Raw genomic sequence first — 23,091 nt, forward strand, 5'->3', positions numbered from 1 at the left:
ATCGGTATGGTCACGCCGCCGGTTCATCGGCAGGGACGGATAACTGGCCCTCCGCGCAGCACAGGCAACTACGCATGTCCGTATCCGGAGCCATCCCACACATGACGAGCAGCACCGAGGCCACCTCGAGTACCCCGCAGGTAGCGGTCAATGACATCGGGTCCGAGGAAGCCTTCCTCGCGGCGATCGACGAGACCATCAAGTACTTCAACGACGGCGACATTGTCGAGGGCACTGTCGTCAAGGTCGATCGAGACGAGGTCTTGCTCGACATCGGCTACAAGACCGAGGGTGTCATCCCCTCGCGTGAGCTTTCGATCAAGCACGATGTCGACCCGAACGAGGTCGTCAAGGTCGGAGACCACGTCGAGGCCCTCGTCCTTCAGAAGGAGGACAAGGAAGGTCGCCTGATCCTGTCCAAGAAGCGCGCCCAATACGAGCGCGCCTGGGGCACGATCGAGAAGATCAAGGACGAGGACGGCATCGTCACCGGTACCGTCATCGAGGTCGTCAAGGGCGGCCTCATCCTCGACATCGGCCTGCGCGGCTTCCTGCCGGCATCGCTGGTGGAGATGCGCCGGGTCCGCGACCTCCAGCCGTACGTCGGCCGTGAGCTCGAAGCCAAGATCATCGAGCTGGACAAGAACCGCAACAACGTGGTCCTGTCCCGCCGTGCCTGGCTCGAGCAGACCCAGAGCGAGGTCCGCCAGACCTTCCTCAACACCCTCCAGAAGGGCCAGGTCCGCAAGGGCGTCGTCTCCAGCATCGTCAACTTCGGCGCGTTCGTCGACCTCGGCGGCGTCGACGGTCTGGTGCACGTGTCCGAGCTGTCCTGGAAGCACATCGACCACCCCTCCGAGGTCGTCGAGGTCGGCCAGGAGGTCACGGTCGAGGTCCTCGACGTCGACATGGAGCGCGAGCGGGTCTCGCTGTCGCTCAAGGCGACGCAGGAGGACCCCTGGCAGCAGTTCGCCCGCACCCACCAGATCGGCCAGGTCGTTCCGGGCCGGGTCACCAAGCTGGTGCCGTTCGGCGCGTTCGTGCGGGTCGAGGAGGGCATCGAGGGCCTGGTCCACATCTCCGAGCTGGCCGAGCGCCACGTGGAGATCCCGGAGCAGGTCGTCCAGGTCGGCGACGAGATCTTCGTCAAGATCATCGACATCGACCTCGACCGGCGCCGCATCAGCCTCTCGCTGAAGCAGGCCAACGAGACCGGCGGGACGTTCACCGACGAGGAGTTCGACCCGACGCTCTACGGCATGCCCGCCGAGTACGACGAGCAGGGGAACTACAAGTACCCCGAGGGCTTCGACTCGGAGACCGGCGACTGGCTCGAGGGCTACGACGAGCAGCGTGAGACCTGGGAGCGGCAGTACGCCGAGGCCCGCGCTCGCTTCGACGCCCACAAGCGGCAGGTCGAGGAGGCCCGGCGCGCCGAGGCCGAGGCGGCCGGCCCGCAGTCGTACGCGACGGAGGAGTCGCAGGGCGGCGACACGGGCGGCGCCCTCGCCTCCGACGAGGCGCTCGCGGCCCTCCGCGAGAAGCTGTCCGGCGGCCAGGAGTAACACACAACCGAAAACCGGCGAGGAGTAGACAGACCACCGTTATGGTCGATTCTGACTCACGCGTCCGATCTGGGGGTCCCGTCGCTACGGCGGGACCCCCGGTCGTTCCCCAGGAACGTTCGCGGATCTCGCTGATCGCGATCACCCTCGCGGTGCTCGCCGAGGTGCTGCGGGCGGCGTTCCCCGCGTTCGGGCACTACACCGAGACCGGCGGGGCGGTCACCGCCACGCTGGTGATCCTGGTGGCGTGCCTGTCCGGCTTCCTGGCGCCCGGCGTCCGCGCGGTCGCCGGGTCGCGCGGCCTGGCGGCCGTCGCGATCGGCGGGCTGCTGGCCGTCCGGCTCGCCATGCAGGCCGTCTCACCGGCGCTGTGGCTCGCGTTCGCGGGTGCCGTGTTCGGGATGCTCGCCGTCACGGCGCTGTACGAGGTGGCGCGCGGCCTGTCCGGCACGGGCTTCGCGGTGGCGGCGACGGCCGGGCTCACCGGCGACACCGCGCTGCGGCTCGCCTTCGGCACCTGGGACCCGCCCGCCCGTACGGGCGTCGCCGCCTGGGCCGTCACCGTTGTCATCGTCGCGGGCGGAGCGGCGGTGCTGATGCGCTGGCTGCGCACGCCGCCGGTCGAGGCTCCGGTGATCGGCTGGCGTGACGCGCTCGGCGCGGCGGCCCTGGGCCCCTTCCTGGCCCTGCAGGTCCTCGTGCTGTCCAGCCCGGCCTTCACGTCCTCCAGTGGCGGGCTGCCCCTGGCCGTCGCCGGCGCGGTCGTCCTGGCCGGGCAGGCGCTGGCCCTGGCGTTCCTGTCCTCGGGCCTGGCCGTCGCGGCCGTGCCCGGCGGGGTGTGCGTCTTCGGCGGCACGCTTCTCGGTGTCGGCGCGGGCGCGGTCACCGGCCGGTACGGCCTGACCGGCGCGGTGGCGATCGCGGTCGTGGTCGTCGGGCAGGTGCTGTCGGCGTGGCTGCTGGCGGTCGCCTCGCGGGTGCCGCTGCGGCGCGGCGGCTACCGCGGCCGGCCCGCCGAGCGGGGCGGGCCGCCGCCGAACGTCAGCGTCCCCGATACCGGGGGCCGGGCGTGGCGCGTCGACCTCGGCGCGGCCTTCGGCGCGCTGGGGGTCCTGCTCGTGATCCTGCCGTACCAGCTGCACTACACCCACCCGCTGCCGTTGCCGAACAAGGTCCTGCCGGGCCTGGCGGGCATCGCGCTGGGCCTGCTGTCGGCCATCGCCGCGGCGCGCGGCGGCCCGCTGCCGGCCCGCTCGGCGGTCCGCGCGCTCGGCGCGGGCGTGGGCGCGCTCGTCCTCGTGGCCGTCCCGGTGGTCTACGCGGTGACCGCGCCGTCGGTGACCCGCGCCGCGACGCTGCCGGGCACGTTCCGCGTCGTCTCGTACGACATCCACGACGCCGCCGGAAACGGCGGCCGGCTGGACCCGGAGGCGATCGCCCGCGCGATCGAGGCGCAGCGCGCCGACGTGGTGGCGCTGCAGGAGGCCGGGCGTGGCCGCCCGATGTCGGGCACGACCGACGTGGCGTCCTGGCTCGCCCGGCGGCTGAAGATGCGCCTCGTGTGGGGCCCGGCGGGGGACCACCAGGACGGCAACGCGGTGCTGACCCGGCTGCGCGTCAAGGCCACCGGTACCGGGCGGCTGCCGGTGGGCGCCGGCCCGCAGGCGCCGGGGTACGTCTGGGCGCGGGTCGACGTCGGCGGCGGGAACACGGCCGACGTGTGGTCCGTCCGGCTCCAGCAGGGCGCGGACCGCACCCAGAGCCGGCTGGCCGAGATCGTGAAGCTGCTGCAGGTGTGGAGCGGCGCGCCGCGCACGGTCATCGCCGGGAACATCGGTGCGGGTCCGGGCGGCCCGGAGCTGAGCCGCCTCACGGGCCAGAGCGGGCTGCGCAGCCCGACCGACTCGCCTCCGCCGACGACGACGGGCGGCGCACGCGTCGACTGGATCCTCGGCAGCGACGACCTCGGCTTCGCCAACAGCGCGGTCGACTCGACCCGGCGGGCCTCGGACCACTACCCGGTGGCCGCGACCGTCCGCGTGGTGGGCTGACCGCCCGTGGAGGAGGCCCGGATCGAGCGCGCCGGCGTCGCCGACGCCGGGGAGATCCTCACCGTGCAGCGCGCCGCGTACGTCACCGAGGCGCAGCTGCACGGTGATCCGTTCCTGCCGCCGCTGGTCGAGTCCCTCGACCAGATCGGGAAGATGATCGCCGAGTCGGTGGTCCTGAAGGCCAGCGTGGGATCCCGGATCGTCGGTTCGGTACGCGGCCGGTTCAACGAGCGCACCTGCCTGGTCGGCCGGCTCGTCGTCGCGCCCGACCTGCAGGGGCGGGGGATCGGCGAGGCGCTGATGCGGGCGCTGGAGGCGGAGGCGGCGGGCCGGGCCGACGCCTGCGTGCTGTTCACCGGGCACCTCAGCGAGACCGACCTGCGGCTGTACCGCCGTCTCGGGTACGCCGAGACCCACCGGGAGCGGATCGCCGACCACCTGACGCTCGTCCACATGCGCAAGCCCCTCACGCCCGCGACCGCGCCGGAGTGAGTACGCTCGCGGGCGTGCTGAGTGTGGGGTTGACCGGAGGGATCGGGTCCGGCAAGAGCGAGGTGTCCCGGCGGCTCGCGGAGCACGGCGCGGTGATCGTCGACGCCGACGCCGTCGCCCGCGAGGTCGTCGAGCCGGGCACGCCCGGTCTGGCCGAGGTCGTCGCCGAGTTCGGCGACGAGGTGCTGCGCCCGGACGGGTCCCTCGACCGCGAGCGGCTCGGGTCCATCGTGTTCGCCGACGAGGAGCGGCGGGCGCGCCTGAACGCGATCGTCCACCCGCGCGTCGGCGAGCGGATGCGCGAGCTCGTCGAGCGGGCGCCGGGAGACGCGATCGTGGTCTACGACGTGCCGTTGATCGCCGAGAACGGCCTGGCCGGCATGTACGACCTCGTGGTCGTCGTCGACACGCCCGTCGAGGAGCAGGTGCGGCGGCTGACCGGGCGGCGCGGCATGACCGAGGCGGACGCGCGGGCCCGCATCGCGGCCCAGGCCACCCGGGAGCGGCGGCTGGAGATCGCCGACCGGGTCATCGACAACTCCGGCACGCTCGAGCGGCTCGCCGAGCAGGTCGACGACCTGTGGGCGGACCTCAAGCGCCGCGACGACGCGGAAGACTCGCGGCGATGACGCGAGCCGCCCGCCCGCCGCGCCGAACCGGGCGATACGCGAAGACGAGAGCCGTCCGGGCGGCCGGCGCGCCGGCAGGCCGTACCGGCGGTGGGGGTCCGGCAGCGATGACGCGGGTCGCCCGCGCCACCGGCCGTACCGAGGTGAGGAGCTCACGATGATGCGGGTGAGCTGGGCGTGCGAGCAGGGCAGCCCCGCCCGGCCGAACGAGGACTTCGTCGCGACCGCGCTCGGCGCCGTCGTCGTGCTGGACGGCATGAGCATCGACATGGACCTGGAGACCGGCTGCGGGCACGGCCGTCCCTGGTACGTCGGGCAGCTCGCGACCCGGTTGCTGGTCGGCCTCCTCGACCACGCCCTGAGCCCCGACGCCGCTCTCGCTCAGGCGATCACCGGGACGGCCGCCGCGCACGGCGGACGCTGCGACCTGTCCCATCCCTGGACCCCGGCGACGACGGTCGTCGCCCTGCGCGTCCGCGACCAGGCAGCCGACTACCTGGTGCTGGCGGACTCCACGCTGCTACTCGACCAGGACGGGCGGGTCACCGCGCTCACCGCCGTCGGCAGCGGGTTCGCCGCCGCCGACCCGCGCGTGGCCGGGCGGGCGCTCACCGGCAGGGTGCCGCTGCCGGAGCTGCGCCGGGCGGCCCTGCTCACCGACGGCGCCACCCGTCTCGCCGACTCCTTCGGCCTGACCGACTGGCCGCAGACACTGGCCACCCTGGCCGGGCAGGGGCCGGCGGCGCTGATCGAACAGGTCCGCGAGGCCGAGCGATCCGACCCGGACGGGCGGCGCTGGCCCCGCCACAAGCGCCATGACGACGCCACCGTCGCCTACTGCGAGTTCGCCACCCCTTGAGGTCCGAGCGGAACGGTGCGCCTTGGCGGGTGCCGCCGGTCGCCCGCCTGCGCTACCCCTTGAGGACCGAGCGGAGCGTGTCGGGACGGTTGGTGATGATCCCGTTCACCCCGTAGCCGATCATCCGGCGCATCGTCGAGCGGTCGTTGACGACGTACACGAAGACTTTGAGGTGGCGCTTCTTCACGCTTGCGACGTAGCTCTTGCCGACCGTCGTGTACTTCGGGTTGACGTACCGGGCGTACTTCGCGACGGCGGGCAGCTCGCTGGTCGTGGGCTTGCCGAGCACGCCGAGCGGCACGGACGGCAGCAGCTTGTGGAAGCTCTTCAGCGACGACCAGTCGAAGCTCTGCACGATCAGCCGGCCGGGGCGCAGCCAGTACGGCTCGGTGCGCAGCTCGGCCGCGATCCGGGCGGTCATGCCGGGGTACAGGGACGGGTTCTTGATCTCCAGGAGGAGCTTCAGCCCCTGGCCCTGCATGGTGCGCAGGGTCTCGTCCAGAGTCGGCACCCGCTCGCCCTTGTACTTGGACGAGAACCACGACCCGGCGTCGAGCCGCTTGATCTGCTTGAGGGTGTAGTCGCGGATCCGCCAGGGCGAACCATGCGGGTAGACCTTCTCCACGTTCGTGGTGCGGCTGAGCGTCGTGTCGTGCATGACGATCAGCTGGTGGTCCTTGGTCTGCTGGACGTCCAGTTCGAAGTAGTCCGCGTGCCGGGTCTTGGCCTGCCGGAAGGCCGCGAGAGTGTTCTCCGGCGCGTACGCGGAGGCACCCCGGTGTCCGACGTCCGCCACGGTCGTGGCGGCGGAGGCGGTACCACCGAGGGCGAGGGCGAGAGGCAGGGGGAGGGCGGAGGCGAGCGTGAGGGCGGCGAGGCGTGCAGGCAATGGGGGGTCCCTTCACGGCCGGGGGGAGGGGCTCGGTCACGACGGTGCTCCGGGCGCACTGCGGGGCGGGAAGCACGGCGTAAGCCGGACATGACGCTCATATTGACATCTAGTGACATTGGTTGGGAGTCCTTCGCCCGCTCTCCCCGAGGGGGGAGCGGGCGAAGGTTTCGAGGGCCGGCCGGCTATTCCGTGCGCAGAGCGATCGCCGTCCGGGCCCGGGCGGCCCAGCCGGCGGGGAGCAGCGCCCCCGCCGTCGCGATGACCATCCCGCCCAGGACGAGCGGGATCAGCACGGGCAGGCCGTACACGGCGATGTCCGCCGCCGGGAACCGGGTTCCCGCGGCGTGGCCCATGACCGGCAGCACCTGGTCGTGCAGCGCCATACCGACCGGGACCCCGAGCGCGCTGGCGGACAGGCCGATTCCGGCGACCGACGTGATGACCATGGTGACCGTCTGCCTCGGTGACATGCCCAGTGCCTTGAGCACTCCGAGGTCGTGGACGCGTTCCCGGGTGTCGAGCACCACCGTGTTGAGCACGCCCAGACCGGCCACGGCGAGCAACAGGAGAGTGAGCATCGCGGCGAGCGCGTCCATGGCGATGACCGTGCCGCTCAGCTGCCCGGAATTGGCCTGGGCGGTGATGCCGAGCGGCTGCAGGGCCGCGTTCAGCGACGTCAGATACCTCTGCGGATCGGTTCCTGGTCTCAGGTCGATATCGAACTCGACCGATTCCGGCAGGACAGGGGCACGGAGGCCGGCAAGAGACGAAGCGTCGGTCAGGATGACCATGCCCTCCTCGCGCAGGTCCAGCGCCTCGCCGACGATCCGCACCGGGGCGCTGCGGCCGTTCGCGGTCAAGGTGATGGTGTCCCCGAGATGGGTCCCGGTCGCCTTGAGGAATCCGGAGGGGACCACCGCCTGGCCCGGGCCGCTCAACCATGATCCTGCGACCATCTGGTATGAACCCCACGAGTAGTCGCCCTGATAAGCGATCACGGTCGTCGTGCCGGCCCGTCCGGTCACGCTGACCCGGGCCTGGCCGGTGCTGAAGTACCTCCCGGTGCCCGGTTGCGCGCTGATCTTCGCGGCGATCGCCTTGGGCCTCACGGCCGGCTTGATCGTCGGTGTCGCGGGCGGGCCGGTCGGGTCGGTTCCGGGGGCGGGCGGAGCAGGCGCGCCGAAGGCCTGGACGACGACGGCACCGGGGGTCCGGCGGCTCAGGCCGTTCTGGATGTCGTTGAGGGACATGGCGAGCCCCGCACCGAAGGTGATCCCGATCGTGCCGAAGGCCACAGCCGTGGCCATCGTGGCCGACCGCGTGGGCCGGGAGAAGGGGGTGGCCAGACCGAGGCTGACCGGGCGCGGGAGTGGAAGCCGGCCCAGCAGGTACCGGACCGCGCGGCCACGTCCGGGCCGCGGGGTGCGGCCGACGGCGATCGCCTCGACGGTTCGCAGCCGCCCGGCACGCAGCGCGGGCACCAACGCTGTGCCGGCGACCGCGGCGAGAGCGACGGCGGGGACTGCGAGGTCGATCCACGGGGCGACCGTCAGGCTCCCGGTGCCGTAGGCGCTCTCGGCCTCGCCCAGGACCGGGATCGACAGCAGGTCGCCGAAGACGACGCCGAGGACGGTACCGATGGTCGCGGGGATCAGTGCCTGCGCGACGTAGGCGCGGACGACCTGTGCCGGGGTGAAGCCCAGGGACTTCAGGATGCCGATGCGCCGGGTCGCGGCGCTGACCGCACCGCTGACCACGACGCCGATGATCAGGATCGACATGAACAAGCCGAGGACTCCGAAGGCGGTCACGAACGGAACGAACGTCGCCGAGGCGCGGCTCGCGGCCAGCTTGAGCTTCAGGTAGGACGCCGCTCCGGTCATCGACCCGGGCGGCACGGCAGCGGCGACCGCGGCACGATCGGCGCCGATCTGGGCGTCGGTGGCGGCGTGGTCGAAGCGGTAGAGCATCTGCCGGGTCGGTACGGCGCCGGGAGGGGTCAAGGCCACGAGCTGTGCCGGTGACACCCATGCCTCGGCGCTCATGCCTACCGACCTGGCCAACCCGACCACCGTCAGCGACGGACGGCCCGGCAGGTCGGGGAACTCCATCCGGTCGCCGATGCCGAACGGCGCGTCGCCGTCGGGCAGCACGATCTGTCCTGTACCGGTGGCCCACCTGCCAGAGGTGAGGTCGAGGTCGTCGACCGGTCCGCCCGGATCGGCACGGCCGACGATCGTCATCGGCGGCAACCGGTCGCCCACCGGCATTCCGGAGTCGTTCGTGCCGACGTGCGGACGCAGGGAGAGAACCGGGAACGGCCCGGCGGCCGCCGTCACGCCGGAGACGTGCGCCGTCGCCGCGGCCTGCGCGGCGGTGACCCGGGTCCCGTCGAACTGCGCGGTCAGGTGCGCGCCCTTCTGCTGGGCGAAGGCGTGGTCGAACGGTGCCTGCGACGCCACGAGAAGACCGGCGGCCAGTACCGACGCGGTGACCGCCATCATCGTGGTCAGTGTCATCACCAGGGTCTGGACCCGGCGCCGTCCGACACCGGCGCGGACCACCTTGCCCAGTGCGCTCATCGGGCCGCCGCCCGGACGTCACGGGCGATCCTGCCGTCGACGAGCTCGATGGTCCCGGTCGCGCACGATGCGGCGAGGGCGGTGTCGTGAGTGACCAGCAGGATCGTCTGCCCCGTGTGGTTCAGGTCGACCAGCAGTTCCCTCACGTCTGCCGCGGAGGCGCTGTCCAGCGCGCCGGTCGGCTCGTCGGCCAGCAGCAGCGGAGGGCGGTTCATGAGCGACCGGGCGACCGCGACGCGCTGACGTTCCCCGCCGGACAGCCGGCCGGGGAAGGCACGGGCGTGCCGGGCGATGCCGAGCTGCTCGAGCAGCTCGGCGGCGCGGGCACGCGCCTTGCCCCGGGGAACCCCGGCCAGCTGCGCCGGCAGCAGGACGTTGTCCTCCACGGTGAGGTCGTCCAGGAGGTTGAAGAACTGGAAGATCATGCCGATGCGTTCCCGGCGGTACTTCGCCAGGGCCGTCTCGCTCAACGAGTCGACGCGCACCCCGTCCACGGTGACGCCGCCCTCGCTCGGCTTGTCCAGACCGGCGATCATGTTGAGCAGCGTCGACTTCCCGCTGCCCGACCGGCCGAGCACGGCCAGCGCCTCACCGGCACGCACCTCCAGGCTCAGCCCGGCCAGCGCCGGCCGTCCTTCGTCATATCTCTTGCTCACGTCGCGGATCTCGATGATCGGCGCGTCCACGGGCCCTCCAGGGATCGGTCGGTATCGACGCGACCCGACGCTAGGAGCGGCCCAGGAGCCGGCGCGTCGGCAGCCGTGACGAACTCCCGTCCTCCACCCGGCCGATGAGGGATTCGCGTCATCACTGCGATGTACGTCGCGCGCCGCGAGCCGGTCATCACCGGGACGGATGTGCCGGTCCAGGCGGCTTGGGAGACTGAGCCCGTGAACAGGGCTGAGATCACCGGACGCCTGCGAGCCCGCGTCGCCACGCTGTGGCGGGTCACGAGTCCGCCGCCGCCTCTCTCGGGCTGGGCGTGGGCGGCCGACGCGCTTCTCGCCCTGGTCCTGGCCATCGGTGTGCTGAGCGTGCACCCGAGCGGGTCCGGCCCAGGTCCCGTGCCGGTGCAGGACATACCGGTCCCGGTGACCTCCGGGGGCGGTCCCCCGGTTCCCCCGCCCCCGCCTCCCGGTCCCGCACAGCTTCACGGGGCCCACCCGTTCTGGCATCTGGTCCTGGCGGTCGCGATCGGGATCCCGCTGGTGGCACGCCGCCGATACCCACTCGCGGCGTTCTGGGTGGTGCTCGGAGCGACGCAGCTCTTGCGCGTCCATCCGGGCTACGACCCGTCATTCATCTTCGCCGCCTGTCTGATCGCCGCCTACAGCGCGGTGATGTACAGCCCGTACCGATCGCTGGCGCTGGCGAGCGCCCTGGTGGGCGCCGGTCTGATCACCGGGGGCCACAAGACGGTCGTGCCCTCCATCAGGCCCGGCCTGGTGACGTTCCTCATCCTGATCCCGGCCGGACTCGCGGCCAACGCGATCCACACCTGGAAACAGCGCGTACAGACCCTCGAGGTCGAGCAGGAGGCCGCCACGCGGCACGCGGTGGAGCTGGAGCGTTCCCGGATCGCGCAGGAGCTGCACGACGTGGTCACCCACAATGTCAGCATGATGGTCGTGCAGGCCGGGGCCGCCCGCAAGGTGATGAGCACGGCGCCCGAGCGGGCGGAACAGGCGCTGCTGGCCGTCGAATCCGGCGGGCGCGCCGCGATGACCGAGCTGCGCCACGTCATGGGCCTGCTGACCATGAACGGCGACGATCCGGACCAGGTGGCCCCCGAAGACCTCGCCCCGCCGCCGGGCCTCGACCGGGTGGCGGCGCTCACCGTCCGGGTCCGCGAGTCCGGCGTGCCCGTCGAACTCACCGTGACCGGCTCCGCGGTGCCGCTGCCCGCGGGCGTCGACCTGGCGGCGTACCGCGTCATCCAGGAGGCGCTGACCAACACCGTCAAGCACGCCGCCGGCGCCCGCGTGCGGGTCACGGTCGCGTACGCTCCGGACGAGCTTCGCGTGGAGGTCATCGACACGGGTGGCACGCCGACCGCGGCGGCGCGCTCCGGGAGCGGCCGGGGACTGATCGGCCTGCGCGAACGCCTCGCCGTCTACGGAGGCAGGTTCGAGGCAGGGCGGCTCCCCACCGGCGGGTACCACGTCCGCGCCGTGCTCCCGCTGGGGGAAGAGTGAGCGAGCGGCCGACGAGCACACTGCCTCTGGTCACTCCTCCGGCGAAGGACGGCGCGTGAGCGAGCGAGCCATGGGCGAGGCCCTGCGGGTGGTCATCGCCGACGATCAGGCGCTCGTCCGCACCGGGTTCGCGATGATCCTGGCCGCCGAGGGGATCGATGTCGTCGGTGAGGCCGCCGACGGCGCGCAGGCTGTCGACGAGGTTCGCAGAACCCGGCCCGACGTCGTCCTCATGGACATCCGGATGCCCGAGGTCGACGGGCTGGAGGCCACGCGGCGCATCCTGTCCGCCGGCTCGCACGCGCCGCGCGTCATCATCCTGACCACGTTCGACCTCGACCGGTACGTCTACGCGGCGCTCGCCGCAGGCGCCAGCGGGTTCCTCCTCAAGGACGTCTCACCCGAGCACCTGGTCGCCGCCGTCCGGCTGGTCCGGTCCGGTGACGCGCTGCTCGCCCCGAGCATCACCCGTCGCCTCATCGAGCGGTTCGCCCGTCACGACGACCAGCGCCCGACCCTGCATCGCGACCTGTCGACGCTCACGCCACGAGAGCTCGACGTACTCCGGCTGCTGGCCCGCGGGCTCAGCAACGCCGAGCTCGCCGGCAGGCTGCAGGTCAGCGACGCGACCGTGAAGACCCACGTGACACGGATCCTGTCCAAGCTCGGCCTCCGCGACCGCGCCCAGGCGATCGTCGTCGCCTACGAGACGGGCCTCGTCGTCCCGGGAGGAGCCGGGGGTGTGGAGAGCGTGACGTGACTCCGGATCGGTACGTATGGTGACATCCGGCACTGCCGAATCGGTGACGTCCTGTGCGCGTGCCCGGTCGGCGGGGCATGCTCTTTCGGTGTAGGCTCGCGCGGTCCGGGCGGCGGCGGCCGACGACGCAGTTCACGACAAGGCCGATATCCCCGGAGATCTTGATGGGGCGAGTGGACCGTTCACTGGAAGCGGATCGTGCACCGATGGAACGCGGCGTCGTCGCGTTGCTGGGCAACTGGCCGGCCGGCCGTGGCCCGCTCTACCAGCGCCTGGCCGACGCGGTGCGCCGCGCGGTCGAGGACGGCCTGCTGCATCCCGGAGACCGCATGCCGTCCGAGCGCCGTCTCGCCGACGCGCTCCGCGTGAGCCGGACCACGGTGGTCGGGGCCTACGACCGGCTGCGCTCGGACGGGCTGCTCGTGAGCCGGCGGGGCAGCGGCACGCGGATCGCGGCGACCGCACGCCCGCACCGCCGCGTCATGGACCGCCGGGTGCCGGGCGGGACCGCGACGGCCGTGTTCCAGCGGCTGATCGACGGACCGGACCAGGTGATCTCCCTGACCACTACGGTCGAGGGCGCCGTTCCGGAGCTGGAGGAGGTGCTGCGCGACCTCGCCGCCGAGGACCTGACCGACCTGCTGGCCGACCCCGGCTACCATCCGTGCGGTCTGCCCGAGCTGCGCACCGTGCTGGCGGAGCGGATGACCCGCGACGGCCTGCCCACCGTCGCCGACGAGATCCTCGTGACGACCGGGGCGCACCAGGCCATCGCGCTCGTCGCCGACCTGTACCTCGGCTCGGGCGGCACCGTGCTCGTGGAGACGCCGAACTGGCCCGGTTGCCTCGACGTCTTCCGTGCCCGCGGCGCGCGGCTGCGCATGGTGCCGGTGGACGACGAGGGCGCCGACGCCGACGCCGTGGCGGCGGCCCTGGCGGCCGGATCGCCCCGGCTGCTCTACGTGATGCCGACCTACCACAACCCGACCGGCGTGCTGATGTCGGCGGCCCGGCGGCGGCGCATCGCCGAACTGGCCGCCCGCCACGACGTTCCGGTGCTGGAGGACAACGCCTACGTCCGGTACGAGGAGTCGGCGGAGCCGCTGCGGCCGCTGGCCGGGTATGCGCCGCCGGGCGCGGAGGTGCTGTCGGTGGGTTCGCTGGCCAAGACGGTGTGGGCCGGGCTGCGGATCGGGTGGGTGCGCGCCCCCGCCGAGGTCGTGCAGCGCCTCGCGCGGCGGAAGGTGCTGGCCGACATCGCCGGCCCGGTGCTCGACCAGGCCCTGGCCGCCCGGCTCGTTCCCCGGCTGGAGGAGATCACGCGCGCTCGCGCCCCGGAGCTGGCCCGGCGCCTCGACCACGTGGAGGCGCTGCTCCGCGACCGGCTGCCCCGCTGGCGGTGGCGCCGCCCGGACGGCGGCGGCGCGCTGTGGATCGAGCTGCCCGGCGTGGACGCCGACACTTTCGCGCAGGTGGCGCTCAGGCACGGGGTCGAGGTGGTGCCCGGGTCGGTGATGGACCCCGGCCGGGCGCACGACTCCCACATCCGGGTCCCCTTCACGCTGCCCCGGGAACGGCTCGACGTGCTCGTGCACCGGCTCGCCCGCGCCTGGGCCGAGATCGAGCGCGACGGCCCGGTGGCGGCTCGGGACGGGGGCGGGACCGAGCGCGGCGGGCCGATCGTGGCGTAGGACGGGAGCGGGTCCCTGCGGGTCACCGTTTGACCAGGTCGGCGAAGACCGGCCGCACCACCTCGATCAGGTCGGCGGCCTGTGCCGTCAGGGTCTCGTCGGCCCGGCCGCTGCCGAAGTGGACCGTCGCCATGTCGCGCACGGAGACGTCGAAGACGATCTGGGTGCCGGGCAGGCCGGTCAGGGGGCTGACACCGCCGGGCTCCATGCCGAGCTCCGCCAGGTCGCCGGGCCCGGCCTGGCGCAGGGCCGCCCTCGGCAGCCCGGCGGCCTTGGCGAGCGGGCCGTAGGCGACGCGGGACAGGATCGGCAGCGAGGCGAGGACGAATCCCGTCTCGGAGCGGAACGCCATCGTCTTGAGGAGGAGCTCCGGCGGCAGTTTCAGCTCCCGTTCGATGTCCTCATAGGTGCGGATCGGCGGGTGCGTGAACGAGGAGAACGCGATGCCGGCCGCGCTCAGCATCTCCGCCGGAGTGGGCAGCGTCATGCGGAGGACATTACGCGTCTCCTGACGAGGCTGTAAAAGGTCATGCGCATCACCGGCCGGTCCCGGTCATCGGAGAGCTCACCGCGCTGCCGGACGACACCGCAGTCCGGCCGGGACAGCGACGGTGCGACGTCGAGCACCGTCGCCCTGCCCGAGAGCACGTCGCCGGGCCGGACGGGGCGCAGCCAGGCCAGCTCGTCGATGCCCGGGGAGAGGTCCACGGCCGTGTCCCGCAGCACGGCGTCGACGTACAGGCGCATGAACACGCCGGCCACCTGCCAGCCGCTGGCGATCGTGCCGTCGAGGTGCGGGACCTGCGGATCGTACGACCGGGCGAACCGCGTGATGTCCGCCTCCGACAGGCTCATGCGGCCGAGCTCGTGGACCTCGCCGATCCGGACGTCCTCCAGGTGCCGCATCAGGTGAACCTCCCGAACAGGGCCCGTGCGTGATCCGGACCGCTCATCGCGCGCAGCGTCGAGGCCACCACCGGCTCGGGCATGAACGGATAGTCGGTGCCGAACAGGATGTGCGACTCGTCGGTGACCGTCCGCAGGCAGGCCAGCGCGCCCGCCGACGCGGACTGCGCCATCTCGTAGTACGGCCGGCGCAGGTCGTCGCGCACCTGTCGCGCGTCGGCGCCGGGGACGACCCACTCGCCGGCCAGCTCGAACCGCTGGGCGAGGTACGGGACCGCGCCGCCGCCGTGCGCCAGGATGAACCTGACGTCCGGGCAGCGGCGCAGCGTGCCGCCGAACAGCAGGCCCGCCACCGCCCGGGTGGTGTCCATGACGAAGTCGACGAGAGGCGGCGGGACGCCCGGTCCGGTGCAGGAGCATCCGTACGCCGGGTTGGGATGCACGAAGACCACCGCCCGCCGCCGGTTCAGCTCGTCGAAGAGCGGCGCCAGCGACGGGTCGCCCAGCAGCCGGCCGTCGGGCAGGCTGGCGCTCAGCACCACGCCGTCCATCTCCAGGACGTCCAGGGCATGGGCGAGCTCGTCGAACATCGCGTCCGGATCGCCCATCGGCAGCGAGGCCAGCCCGGCGAACCGGTCGCCGAGGAGTTCGGCGGTCCACTCGTTCACCCGCCGGACCAGCCCGGCCGACGGCCGGGCCGCGTCCGGCAGCAGCACCGACAGCACCGCCCCGTCCAGGCCGTTCCGGTCCAGGACCCGGAGCGAGTCCTCCGGCGTCCACGTGGGCACCGGCACGCCCGGGGCCATCTCGGCGACGCCGAGCTCGTCGGCCAGCCGGGCGTGGTAGGCGTGGTGGTGGACGTCGATCACCGGGCGACCTGGGGCAGCTCGTTCAGCGCCGCCTCCAGCTCGTGCTGCGGCGTCTCGTAGTCCTCCAGCCGTCCGGCCAGGAACGCGTCGAACGCCGCCAGGTCGAAGTGCCCGTGACCGGAGAACCCGAACAGGATCGTGCGCGCCTCACCGGCCTCGCGGGCGGCCACGGCCTCCTCGACCGCGCCGCGCAGCGCGTGCGAGGACTCCGGCGCCATCAGGAACCCCTCGCTGCGGGCGAAGCGGACCGCTTCGGTGAACACCGCGGTCTGGTCGTAGGCGCGGGCCTCGACGTGTCCCTGGTCGTACAGCGCGCACAGCGTCGGCGCGTCGCCGTGGAAGCGCAGACCGCCCGCGTGGATCGGCGGGGGGATGAACCCGCGCCCGACGGTGTGCATGGGCAGCAGCGGGCCCAGGCCGGCCGTGTCGGGGTGGTCGTAGGCGTAGCGGCCCTGGGTGAGCGTCGGGCACGCCGTCGGCTCGGCGGCCACGAAACGCGTCGCCGGGCGGTCCCCGGACAGCCGGTCGGCCATGAACGGGAACGCCAGGCCGGAGAAGTTGGAGCCGCCGCCGACGCAGCCGACGACGACGTCGGGGTAGTCGCCGGCCATCTCCAGCTGGCGCTTGGCCTCGATGCCGATCACGGTCTGGTGCAGCACGACGTGGTTCATCGCCGAGCCGAGGGCGAACCGGGTGTCGTCCCGGCTGAGCGCGTCCTCGACCGCCTCGGCGATGGCCATGCCGAGGCTGCCCGGGGAGTCGGGGTCCTTGGCGAGGACGTCGCGGCCCGCCTGGGTCAGGTCGGTCGGCGACGCGAACACCTGACCGCCCCAGGTCTCCATCAGCGACCGGCGGTACGGCTTCTGGTGGTAGGAGGACTTCACCATGTAGACGGCGACCTCGACGCCGAACAGCGCCCCCGCGAACGACAGCGCCGAGCCCCACTGCCCGGCCCCGGTCTCGGTGGTGACCCGGCGCACGCCCTGCCGGGCGTTGTAGTAGACCTGCGGCACCGCGGTGTTCGGCTTGTGCGAGCCCGCCGGGGACACGCCCTCGTACTTGAAGTAGATCTTCGCCGGGGTGTCCAGCGCGCGCTCGAGCCGGTCCGCCCGGTACAGCGGCGTGGGCCGCCACATCCGGTAGATGTCACGGACCTCGTCGGGGATGTCCACCCAGCGCTCCTGCGTGAACTCCTGGTCGATCACCGCGTCCGGCAGCAGGGACGTCAGGTCCTCCCGGGCCAGCGGCTCATGGGTGACCGGGTGCAGGTACGGCTTCAGCGGCACGGGCAGGTCGGGGAGGATGTTGTACCAGCGGTCCGGCAACCCGTCCTCGGTGAGCACGAACTTCTTCATCACACGTGTCCTTCCTCGTCAGAACAGCGGGGCCTGGCTCGGCGCGCGGAGCGTGCCGAGATGCCGGTGCCACAGGTGGTCCGGGTTCTCCTCGACCTGGCGGGTGATCTCCCGCATCTTGGTGAGCGCGGCCGGTTCGCCGCCGTCGTAGACGTCGCCCTGGAGCATCTTCAGCACGTCGATCCGGTACCGGGGGTCGGCGACGAAGGCGGTGAACAGGATGTTCAGCCGGTAGTAGATGGAGATGAACTCGTACCAGTTGCGCACGGCCCGGCGCAGCCGGCCCTCGTACGCGTCGAACGACGGCTTGCCGAAGTCGCCCTTCTCAGCGGCGGCGATGATGTCGTACGACGCGATGCGGGCGCTGTTCATGGCCACGCTGACGCCGCTGGAGAAGATCGGGTCGACGAAGCGCGCGGCGTCGCCGATGAGCATCCACCGGTCACCGCAGATCTCCCGCATGGCGTAGCTGTAGTCGCCCTCGGGGCGGAACGGCCGCACCCGCTCGGCGGCGCGCAGCGCGTCGGCGAGCTCCGGGCGGCTCTCCACGCACTGCCAGAAGAACCCCTTCCAGTCCTGCTTCGCGGCGGTGAACTGCTGCTTCTGGGTGACCACGCCGACGCTCGTGACGGTGTCGGTGATCGGGATCTGCCAGACCCACGTGTCGGTCACCGGCAGGAAGTGGATGAAGATGAAGTCGGCCTGTTTCTTGTCCGCCGAGAGCGCGGAACGATCCAAACCGTCGAACCACGTGTGGATCGCGTACTGGTTGAAGACCGGGTCGGGGACCTTCAGTTTGAGCTGCCGGCCGAGGAAGGTGTTACGCCCGCTCGCGTCCACCACCATCCGCACCCGCACGTCCGTCTCGCGGCGGCCCATGGCGAAGACCACGCGAGGGTCGTCGCCGAGGTCGGCGTGGCGGACCCGTACGCCCTCGTAGACCTTGGCGCCCAGCGACTCCGCGTGCTGCAGGAGCAGCAGGTCGAACTTGCCGCGGTCCACGTGGTAGGTGTAGTCCTGCTTCACACCCGGCTGGTCGCGCTCGCTGAACGCCACCTCGGCCGCCTGGAACCCGTGCGACAGCTCGAAGCCGAGTGTGGGGATCCGCGAGTCGGCCGCCGACGTCCACGCCGCACCGTACTTCCGCGGGAAGCCGCCGGTGTCCACCTTCTCCAGCGCGCCGATGTCGGCCAGCACCGGCGTGGTGGCCGGGATCAGCGACTCTCCGACATGGGGGCGGGGGAACAGCGCGCTCTCGAAGACGACGCACGACAGGCCGGCCTGCGACAGGTACGAGGCGAGGGTGGAGCCGGCCGGCCCGCCGCCGATGATGCCGATGTCGAAATCAACGTCCGCCACGATCGCACTCCCTCACCAAACGGCTGATGCTCGCCAGGTCTTTGAAGTTGTCACCGACCATTTCGCTCATCGGTATCTCCACGCCGAACTGATCGCGGATGAAACCGACGAGCCTGGTGGTGGTGAGCGAGTTGAGAATTCCGAGCTCGAGGAGCGGAGTGTCCGGTTCTATCGCCACTTCGGAAGTGTCAAGAATCTTCTCCTCGATGAATTTTTGGAGGATTTCGAGCTCGTCCTGCTGTCCCATCCGAAGCTCCCGCCCCTGCGGTCCGGTCCGTCGGGGTGACGCTACCGTCCCCGTTGACCGGCTGTCTTCCGTAGGAGTGGCGAATTTCCGGGCGGCCGGCTCCGCCGTTCGGCCAGTGGCCTCCGCCGAACTGATGAGTCGGTTCCGGCTTTTTTGTCGAGGACACCCGCCGAAGGTGCTTCTAAACTGCTTTACATGCATTTGGAGGAGCGGGACATCTACCACCGATTCAGCAAGAGAATTGACGGGCATCCGGTGCCGGCGCCCGGTTACCTGACCCGGGAGGAATGGCAGTGGGCGGCCGGGACCGGACTCGCCGGACTGAGCGTTTCGCAGACTTACGGCGGGGGTGGGCACGGATTCGCCGCCACGGCCCAGGCCGCGGAGGCGTTCGGGCGGCATCACCCGGACATGGGGCTGGTGTTCGCCGTTCTGGCGCACCTGTTCGCCTGCGCGATGCCGATCGCCGAGCACGGCGATCCGGCCCTGCGCGAGCGCGTGCTCCCCCGCCTGTGCTCGGGGGAGTGGATCGGCGCGAACGCCATCACGGAGGAGGGCGCGGGCTCCGACGCGACCGCCCTGGCCACCCGCGCCGTACGGGACGGGGACGAGTACGTGCTCACGGGCGCCAAGTCCTTCGTCAGCAACGGCCCGATCGCGGACGTCTTCGTCGTGTACGCCAGCACCCGGCCCGAGTTCGGCCATCTGGGCGTCTCGGCGTTCGTGATCGAGCGGGGGACGCCGGGACTCACGGTCGGCGAGCCGTTCGGCAAGGCGGGCCTGGTCCGCTGCCCGGCCGGCGAACTGCGTCTCGACGGGTGCCGGGTCCCGGTCGGCGCGCGCCTGGGCGCCGACGGGCAGGGCGCGGCGATCTTCCAGTCCGCCATGCGCTGGGAGCGGACCTGCCTGTTCGCGGCCTACCTCGGGCAGTCCGAGCGGCTGCTGGACCGCTGTGTGGAGCACGCCCGTGAGCGCCGCCAGTTCGGCCGGCCGCTCGCGGCGAACCAGGCCGTCTCCCACCGGATCGGCCGGATGCGGGTCCGTCTCGACGCCGCCCGCCTCCTGCTCGAACGCGCGTGCGCGCGCCTCGACCAGGGGGAGCGGGCCGTTCTCGACGTCGCGATGGCCAAGCTGGCGGTCAGCGAGAACGCCGTGGCGACGACCCTGGACGCCCAGCACATCTTCGGCGGCGCCGGTGTCCGTGAGGACGCCGGGATCGCCAAGGACGTACGGGACGCGCTGCCCTGCACCACCTTCTCCGGCACCTCGGAGATGCAGCTCGAACAGATCGCCGAGGAGATGGGGCTGTGAGGCTCGAGCAGCTCCTGCGCGCGCACGCGCGCTCGTCCGCTCCGGCGGTCGACGGTGTCGGGTACGCCGAGCTCGACGCGCGGGCCGACGCCCTGGCCCGGGAGCTGGCCGCGCTGGGCGTACGCCGGGGCGACCGCGTCGCGTTCTGGCTCGACAAGAGCCCGTACGCGGTGGCGGTCATGCAGGCGGTGCTGCGGCTGGGAGCCGCGTACGTGCCGGTCGACCCGGTCGCGCCCGCCGGCCGGGCCGCAGCCGTCATCCGCGACTGCGCCCCGCGCGTCGTCGTCAGCGACCGCGCCGGCGAACTGCGCGCGGAGGGGATCACGGCCACGACCCCGGCCGGGCGGCCCGGCGGCCCGCTGCCCGCCCACGACGGCACGGAGGACGATCTCGCCTACATCCTGTACACGTCGGGGTCCACCGGGGCGCCGAAGGGGGTGTGCATCTCCCACCGCAACGCGATGGCGTTCGTCGAGTGGGCCGCCGGCGAGCTGGGAGCCCGCCCGGACGACCGGTTCGCCAACCACGCGCCGTTCCACTTCGACCTGTCGGTCCTCGACCTGTACGTGGCGTTCCACGCCGGGGCCTCGGTCCAGCTGATCCCGCGCGAGGCGGCGTACGCGCCGCGGCTGCTCGTCGAGTTCCTGGTCCAGCGTGGGATCACCGTCTGGTACTCGGTTCCGTCCGCGCTCGTCCTGATGGCGCGCGACGGGGGGCTGCTCGACGTGCGGCCGCCCGCGCTGCGGGCGCTCCTGTTCGCCGGCGAGCCCTATCCGGTGACCCACCTGCGGCGGCTCCGCGAGCACCTGCCCGGCATCCGGTTCCTGAACCTGTACGGCCCCACCGAGACCAACGTCTGCGCCTTCTACGAGGTGACCGATCTGCCGGCCGAGCCGGTGCCCATCGGCACGGCCTGTTCCGGGGACCGGATCCATGCCGTGCGCGAGGACGGCTCGGCCGCGGCGCCCGGCGAGGAGGGCGAACTGGTCGTCGAGGGGCCCACGGTGATGCTCGGCTACTGGGGCCGCCCGCCGCAGACCGGCCCGTACCCGACCGGCGACCGCGTCGTCCTCCGCGACGGGGTGTACCACTACCTCGGACGGCGTGACGGGATGGTGAAGGTACGCGGTCACCGGATCGAGCTCGGCGACGTGGAGTCCGCGCTCCTCACCTGCCCGGGGGTGTCCGAGGTCGCGGTCGTGGTCTCCGGCGCCGGGCTCGACGCGCGGCTGGTCGCGTACGTGGTGCCGGGCGAGGATCGGCGGCCGAATCTGCTCGAGCTCAAGCGGCACTGCGCCGACCGGCTGCCCCGGTACATGATCGTGGATTCGGTCCGCTACGTGGCCGCGCTGCCCCGTACGGGCAACGGAAAGACCGACCGCCGCCGGCTCACCGTCGAGGCGGCGCCGTGACCGCCGGGTCCCCGGTCGTCCCGGCGAGCCCGTGACGGACGAGCCGGGCGACCCCGCCGCGCGGCCCGGTCGATCGACTCGGCCGGGCCGGCCGCCCGGTGGGGTCGATCGAGTCCGCGAGCCCGCTGCTCAGCCCGTTCGGCCGGCCGTCTCCTCGACGACCGGGCCGACCGGCTCGGAGCCGTCCGGACGACGCGTCCGCAGTCCGAGGAGCAGCCCGGCGATGACCAGGGCGGCGCCGGCGACGTCGGCCCACGAGGGATGCCCGGTCCCCAGCACCATCGTGGAGATGATCGCGCCCACGGGGAGGAACCCGGAGAACAGCCCGGCGCGTTCGGGCCCCAGCCGGGGCAGCGCGTCGTACCAGCAGAAGAACGCGAAGGCGGTCACGACGACGGCGAGGTAGCCGAGTGCGCCCGCCTCCGACGCCGTCGGCACCCGCAGGGCGTGCCGGCCGTCGGTGACGAGACCGGCGATCAGCAACAGCGGCACGGCCGCCACGGCGGAGTACGCGGAGACGCGGATGGCGCCGAGCCGGGGCAGCAACGGCAGCGCCAGGAGCGAGAACCCGACCTCGCCGCCGAGCGCGCCGAGTGCCAGCAGCAGCCCGAGGGCGGCGCCGCCGCCGAAACCGGTGGCGATGGCCGCGCCGCTCGCCACGACGACGGCCGCCGCCACCAGGTTCCGGCGCGGCCGTTCCCCCTCCATGAACGGCCCCACCACTGCCAGGACGATCGGCACGGTGGCCACGATCGTCCCTACCGTCGCCGGATCCGCGTACCGCGTGGATTCGACGATGAAGACGTTGAAGGCGGCCAGCCCGGTGAGCGCCAGCAGGATCACCAGGCCGACCTCGCGGAGGCTCAGCCGCAGATGCCTGATGCCGCGGAACCGCGCGACCAGCATGAGCAGCAGCGCCCCTACGGCGTAGCGGATCGCCTGGCCGCCGTAGACGGGATAGTGGTGTAACGCGGGCGAGACTGCGGTCAGCGTCCCCACGCAGAACATGGCCGTGGCCGCGCCCACTCCTCCTCGGATGCCCCGCATGCCCATCACGATCGCAGCAGGGCCGAGTCGAGCAAAGATCCATTGGACGGCGAAGTGGACTGCTTCATCGCGCTTGCGCCGACTTGCGACCAGAGGGGAGCTCTGCCGGATTGCTGCCGATCTCTACGAGGCCCGTCTCGTAGGCGTAGATCACGGCGGCCACACGGTTACGGAGACGCAGCTTGCTCAGCAGGCTCTGCACATGAGACTTGACGGTGCTCTCGCTCACGGAGAGTTCTTTCGATATCTCCGCATTCGACCGGCCGCGGGCCAGGAATCGGAGGACGTCGAGTTCGCGCCGCGTCATTCTTTCGGCCTCCGCGTCCGCGCGATCGGCGTTCGGCCCTCTGCGGGCCGGGCCGAGGAAGGAGTACCCGGCGGAGAGCATGCGGATCGCGGCGCGGAACTCCTCGGGGTCGGCGCTGGTCAGGAGCAGGCCGACCGACTCGGGCTGCTCACGTGGGTCCGGGCCGGGCGGGTCGCTGAGCACTAAGGACCGGCCGCGGATCGCGCCGATCCGCGCGATGGCCCTTAATGGGTCGGGGTGGTCGGCGAGCTGGCCGACGACCGTGACGTCCGGTTTGAGATCGTCGATGGCCGCCGCCGCCTCGGCGTAGTCACACGCCTCGCCGATCAGCGCGAGGTCGGCCGACTCCTGGATGATTTTCTTCAGGCCGAAACGCACCAGACCACGGCGTTCGGCGAGCAGGACGGTGATCTGAGAACGTGACACGCTGCTACCTAGGAGGCGTTCCCGTGAGAGGCGTTCCCGGAAGTACCCACAATCCAACCCCCGTCGTGCGCGGTCGTACCGCTTCGCACCAATATGACGCTCTGTGGTCAAATTAGTCAAGTAAAGCCCAATATGT

21 protein-coding genes are annotated in these 23,091 nt (G+C 72.1%); 10 read left to right on the forward strand and 11 right to left on the reverse strand.

Going from position 1 to position 23,091, the window contains the following annotated elements; all coding sequences use genetic code 11:
* The first annotated feature begins 101 nt into the window (after window positions 1–101).
* The 5 genes from rpsA (at window position 102) to NDW01_RS03005 (ending at window position 5,596) form a co-directional block, all read left to right on the forward strand.
* The gene (gene rpsA / locus NDW01_RS02985; protein ID WP_252783843.1) at window positions 102–1,565 is read left to right on the forward strand and encodes a 30S ribosomal protein S1; all 1,464 of its coding nucleotides are present in this window, start codon (window positions 102–104) and stop codon (window positions 1,563–1,565) included.
* 152 nt (window positions 1,566–1,717) lie between these two features.
* Window positions 1,718–3,616: an endonuclease/exonuclease/phosphatase family protein gene (locus NDW01_RS02990; RefSeq protein ID WP_252816315.1), complete on the forward strand. Its 1,899-nt coding sequence runs from the start codon at window positions 1,718–1,720 to the stop codon at window positions 3,614–3,616.
* A 6-nt stretch (window positions 3,617–3,622) separates the two neighbouring features.
* A complete protein-coding gene (locus tag NDW01_RS02995) occupies window positions 3,623–4,108 on the forward strand; it encodes a GNAT family N-acetyltransferase (protein ID WP_252816317.1) in 486 nt (161 codons plus the stop codon).
* A gap of 14 nt (window positions 4,109–4,122) precedes the next feature.
* Window positions 4,123–4,737 (forward strand): dephospho-CoA kinase, encoded by a 615-nt coding sequence (gene coaE / locus NDW01_RS03000; protein ID WP_252816319.1) that lies wholly within the window; start codon window positions 4,123–4,125, stop codon window positions 4,735–4,737.
* 157 nt (window positions 4,738–4,894) lie between these two features.
* Window positions 4,895–5,596 (forward strand): protein phosphatase 2C domain-containing protein, encoded by a 702-nt coding sequence (locus NDW01_RS03005; protein ID WP_252816321.1) that lies wholly within the window; start codon window positions 4,895–4,897, stop codon window positions 5,594–5,596.
* Between the two features lie 52 nt (window positions 5,597–5,648).
* Here NDW01_RS03005 and NDW01_RS03010 read toward each other — a convergent pair whose 3' ends face one another.
* The 3 genes from NDW01_RS03010 to NDW01_RS43685 all read right to left on the reverse strand — a co-directional run bounded on the left by NDW01_RS03010 (window position 5,649) and on the right by NDW01_RS43685 (window position 9,756).
* A complete protein-coding gene (locus NDW01_RS03010; RefSeq protein ID WP_252816323.1) occupies window positions 5,649–6,485 on the reverse strand; it encodes a glycerophosphodiester phosphodiesterase in 837 nt (278 codons plus the stop codon).
* 185 nt (window positions 6,486–6,670) lie between these two features.
* Window positions 6,671–9,070, reverse strand: coding sequence for an ABC transporter permease (locus tag NDW01_RS03015; protein WP_252816325.1), 2,400 nt, complete (start codon window positions 9,068–9,070; stop codon window positions 6,671–6,673).
* Window positions 9,067–9,756, reverse strand: coding sequence for an ABC transporter ATP-binding protein (locus tag NDW01_RS43685; protein WP_252816327.1), 690 nt, complete (start codon window positions 9,754–9,756; stop codon window positions 9,067–9,069). The genes NDW01_RS03015 and NDW01_RS43685 overlap by 4 nt, the downstream gene beginning before the upstream one ends.
* A gap of 204 nt (window positions 9,757–9,960) precedes the next feature.
* On the opposite strand from NDW01_RS43685, the gene NDW01_RS03025 reads away from it, so the two are divergent.
* From NDW01_RS03025 to NDW01_RS03035, 3 genes are all read left to right on the forward strand, one after another.
* On the forward strand, window positions 9,961–11,265 hold the full coding sequence (locus NDW01_RS03025) for a sensor histidine kinase (protein WP_252816330.1): 1,305 nt from the start codon (window positions 9,961–9,963) through the stop codon (window positions 11,263–11,265).
* A gap of 70 nt (window positions 11,266–11,335) precedes the next feature.
* Entirely contained in the window at window positions 11,336–12,025 is a 690-nt protein-coding gene (locus tag NDW01_RS03030; RefSeq protein ID WP_252817355.1) for a response regulator, read from the forward strand.
* 206 nt (window positions 12,026–12,231) lie between these two features.
* Window positions 12,232–13,716: an aminotransferase-like domain-containing protein gene (locus NDW01_RS03035; protein ID WP_252816332.1), complete on the forward strand. Its 1,485-nt coding sequence runs from the start codon at window positions 12,232–12,234 to the stop codon at window positions 13,714–13,716.
* A 22-nt stretch (window positions 13,717–13,738) separates the two neighbouring features.
* Here NDW01_RS03035 and NDW01_RS03040 read toward each other — a convergent pair whose 3' ends face one another.
* Genes NDW01_RS03040 through NDW01_RS03065 form a run of 6 tightly spaced genes read right to left on the reverse strand, consistent with a single transcriptional unit; the run spans window position 13,739 to window position 18,452 of the window.
* On the reverse strand, window positions 13,739–14,203 hold the full coding sequence (locus NDW01_RS03040; RefSeq protein WP_252816334.1) for a YbaK/EbsC family protein: 465 nt from the start codon (window positions 14,201–14,203) through the stop codon (window positions 13,739–13,741).
* Window positions 14,200–14,622, reverse strand: a complete 423-nt coding sequence (locus NDW01_RS03045) for a hotdog family protein (protein WP_252816336.1) — start codon at window positions 14,620–14,622, stop codon at window positions 14,200–14,202. The genes NDW01_RS03040 and NDW01_RS03045 overlap by 4 nt, the downstream gene beginning before the upstream one ends.
* On the reverse strand, window positions 14,622–15,491 hold the full coding sequence (locus NDW01_RS03050) for an amidohydrolase family protein (RefSeq protein WP_252816338.1): 870 nt from the start codon (window positions 15,489–15,491) through the stop codon (window positions 14,622–14,624). The genes NDW01_RS03045 and NDW01_RS03050 overlap by 1 nt, the downstream gene beginning before the upstream one ends.
* Window positions 15,488–16,846, reverse strand: coding sequence for a TrpB-like pyridoxal phosphate-dependent enzyme (locus NDW01_RS03055; RefSeq protein WP_252816339.1), 1,359 nt, complete (start codon window positions 16,844–16,846; stop codon window positions 15,488–15,490). The genes NDW01_RS03050 and NDW01_RS03055 overlap by 4 nt, the downstream gene beginning before the upstream one ends.
* An 18-nt stretch (window positions 16,847–16,864) precedes the next feature.
* Window positions 16,865–18,205, reverse strand: coding sequence for an NAD(P)/FAD-dependent oxidoreductase (locus tag NDW01_RS03060; RefSeq protein ID WP_252816341.1), 1,341 nt, complete (start codon window positions 18,203–18,205; stop codon window positions 16,865–16,867).
* Complete coding sequence (locus tag NDW01_RS03065; RefSeq protein WP_252783832.1) at window positions 18,192–18,452, reverse strand: acyl carrier protein; 261 nt, start codon at window positions 18,450–18,452, stop codon at window positions 18,192–18,194. The genes NDW01_RS03060 and NDW01_RS03065 overlap by 14 nt, the downstream gene beginning before the upstream one ends.
* Window positions 18,453–18,647: 195 nt before the next feature.
* On the opposite strand from NDW01_RS03065, the gene NDW01_RS03070 reads away from it, so the two are divergent.
* Together NDW01_RS03070 and NDW01_RS03075 are read left to right on the forward strand one after the other, a co-directional pair.
* Window positions 18,648–19,763 carry an acyl-CoA dehydrogenase family protein gene (locus NDW01_RS03070; RefSeq protein WP_252816343.1) on the forward strand — a complete coding sequence of 372 codons (1,116 nt, stop codon included), beginning with the start codon at window positions 18,648–18,650 and terminating at the stop codon, window positions 19,761–19,763.
* Complete coding sequence (locus tag NDW01_RS03075; RefSeq protein ID WP_252816345.1) at window positions 19,760–21,175, forward strand: amino acid adenylation domain-containing protein; 1,416 nt, start codon at window positions 19,760–19,762, stop codon at window positions 21,173–21,175. Before NDW01_RS03070 ends, NDW01_RS03075 begins: the two co-directional genes overlap by 4 nt.
* Window positions 21,176–21,304: 129 nt before the next feature.
* On the opposite strand, the gene NDW01_RS03080 is transcribed toward NDW01_RS03075, so the two are convergent.
* Both NDW01_RS03080 and NDW01_RS43690 read right to left on the reverse strand, forming a co-directional pair.
* Window positions 21,305–22,222 carry a DMT family transporter gene (locus NDW01_RS03080; protein ID WP_252816347.1) on the reverse strand — a complete coding sequence of 306 codons (918 nt, stop codon included), beginning with the start codon at window positions 22,220–22,222 and terminating at the stop codon, window positions 21,305–21,307.
* Window positions 22,223–22,286: 64 nt separating this feature from the next.
* Window positions 22,287–22,955, reverse strand: a complete 669-nt coding sequence (locus NDW01_RS43690; RefSeq protein WP_252783828.1) for a response regulator transcription factor — start codon at window positions 22,953–22,955, stop codon at window positions 22,287–22,289.
* Window positions 22,956–23,091: the final 136 nt, after the last annotated feature.

This window comes from Actinoallomurus soli (assembly GCF_024055715.1).
Lineage (GTDB): Bacteria > Actinomycetota > Actinomycetes > Streptosporangiales > Streptosporangiaceae > Actinoallomurus > Actinoallomurus soli.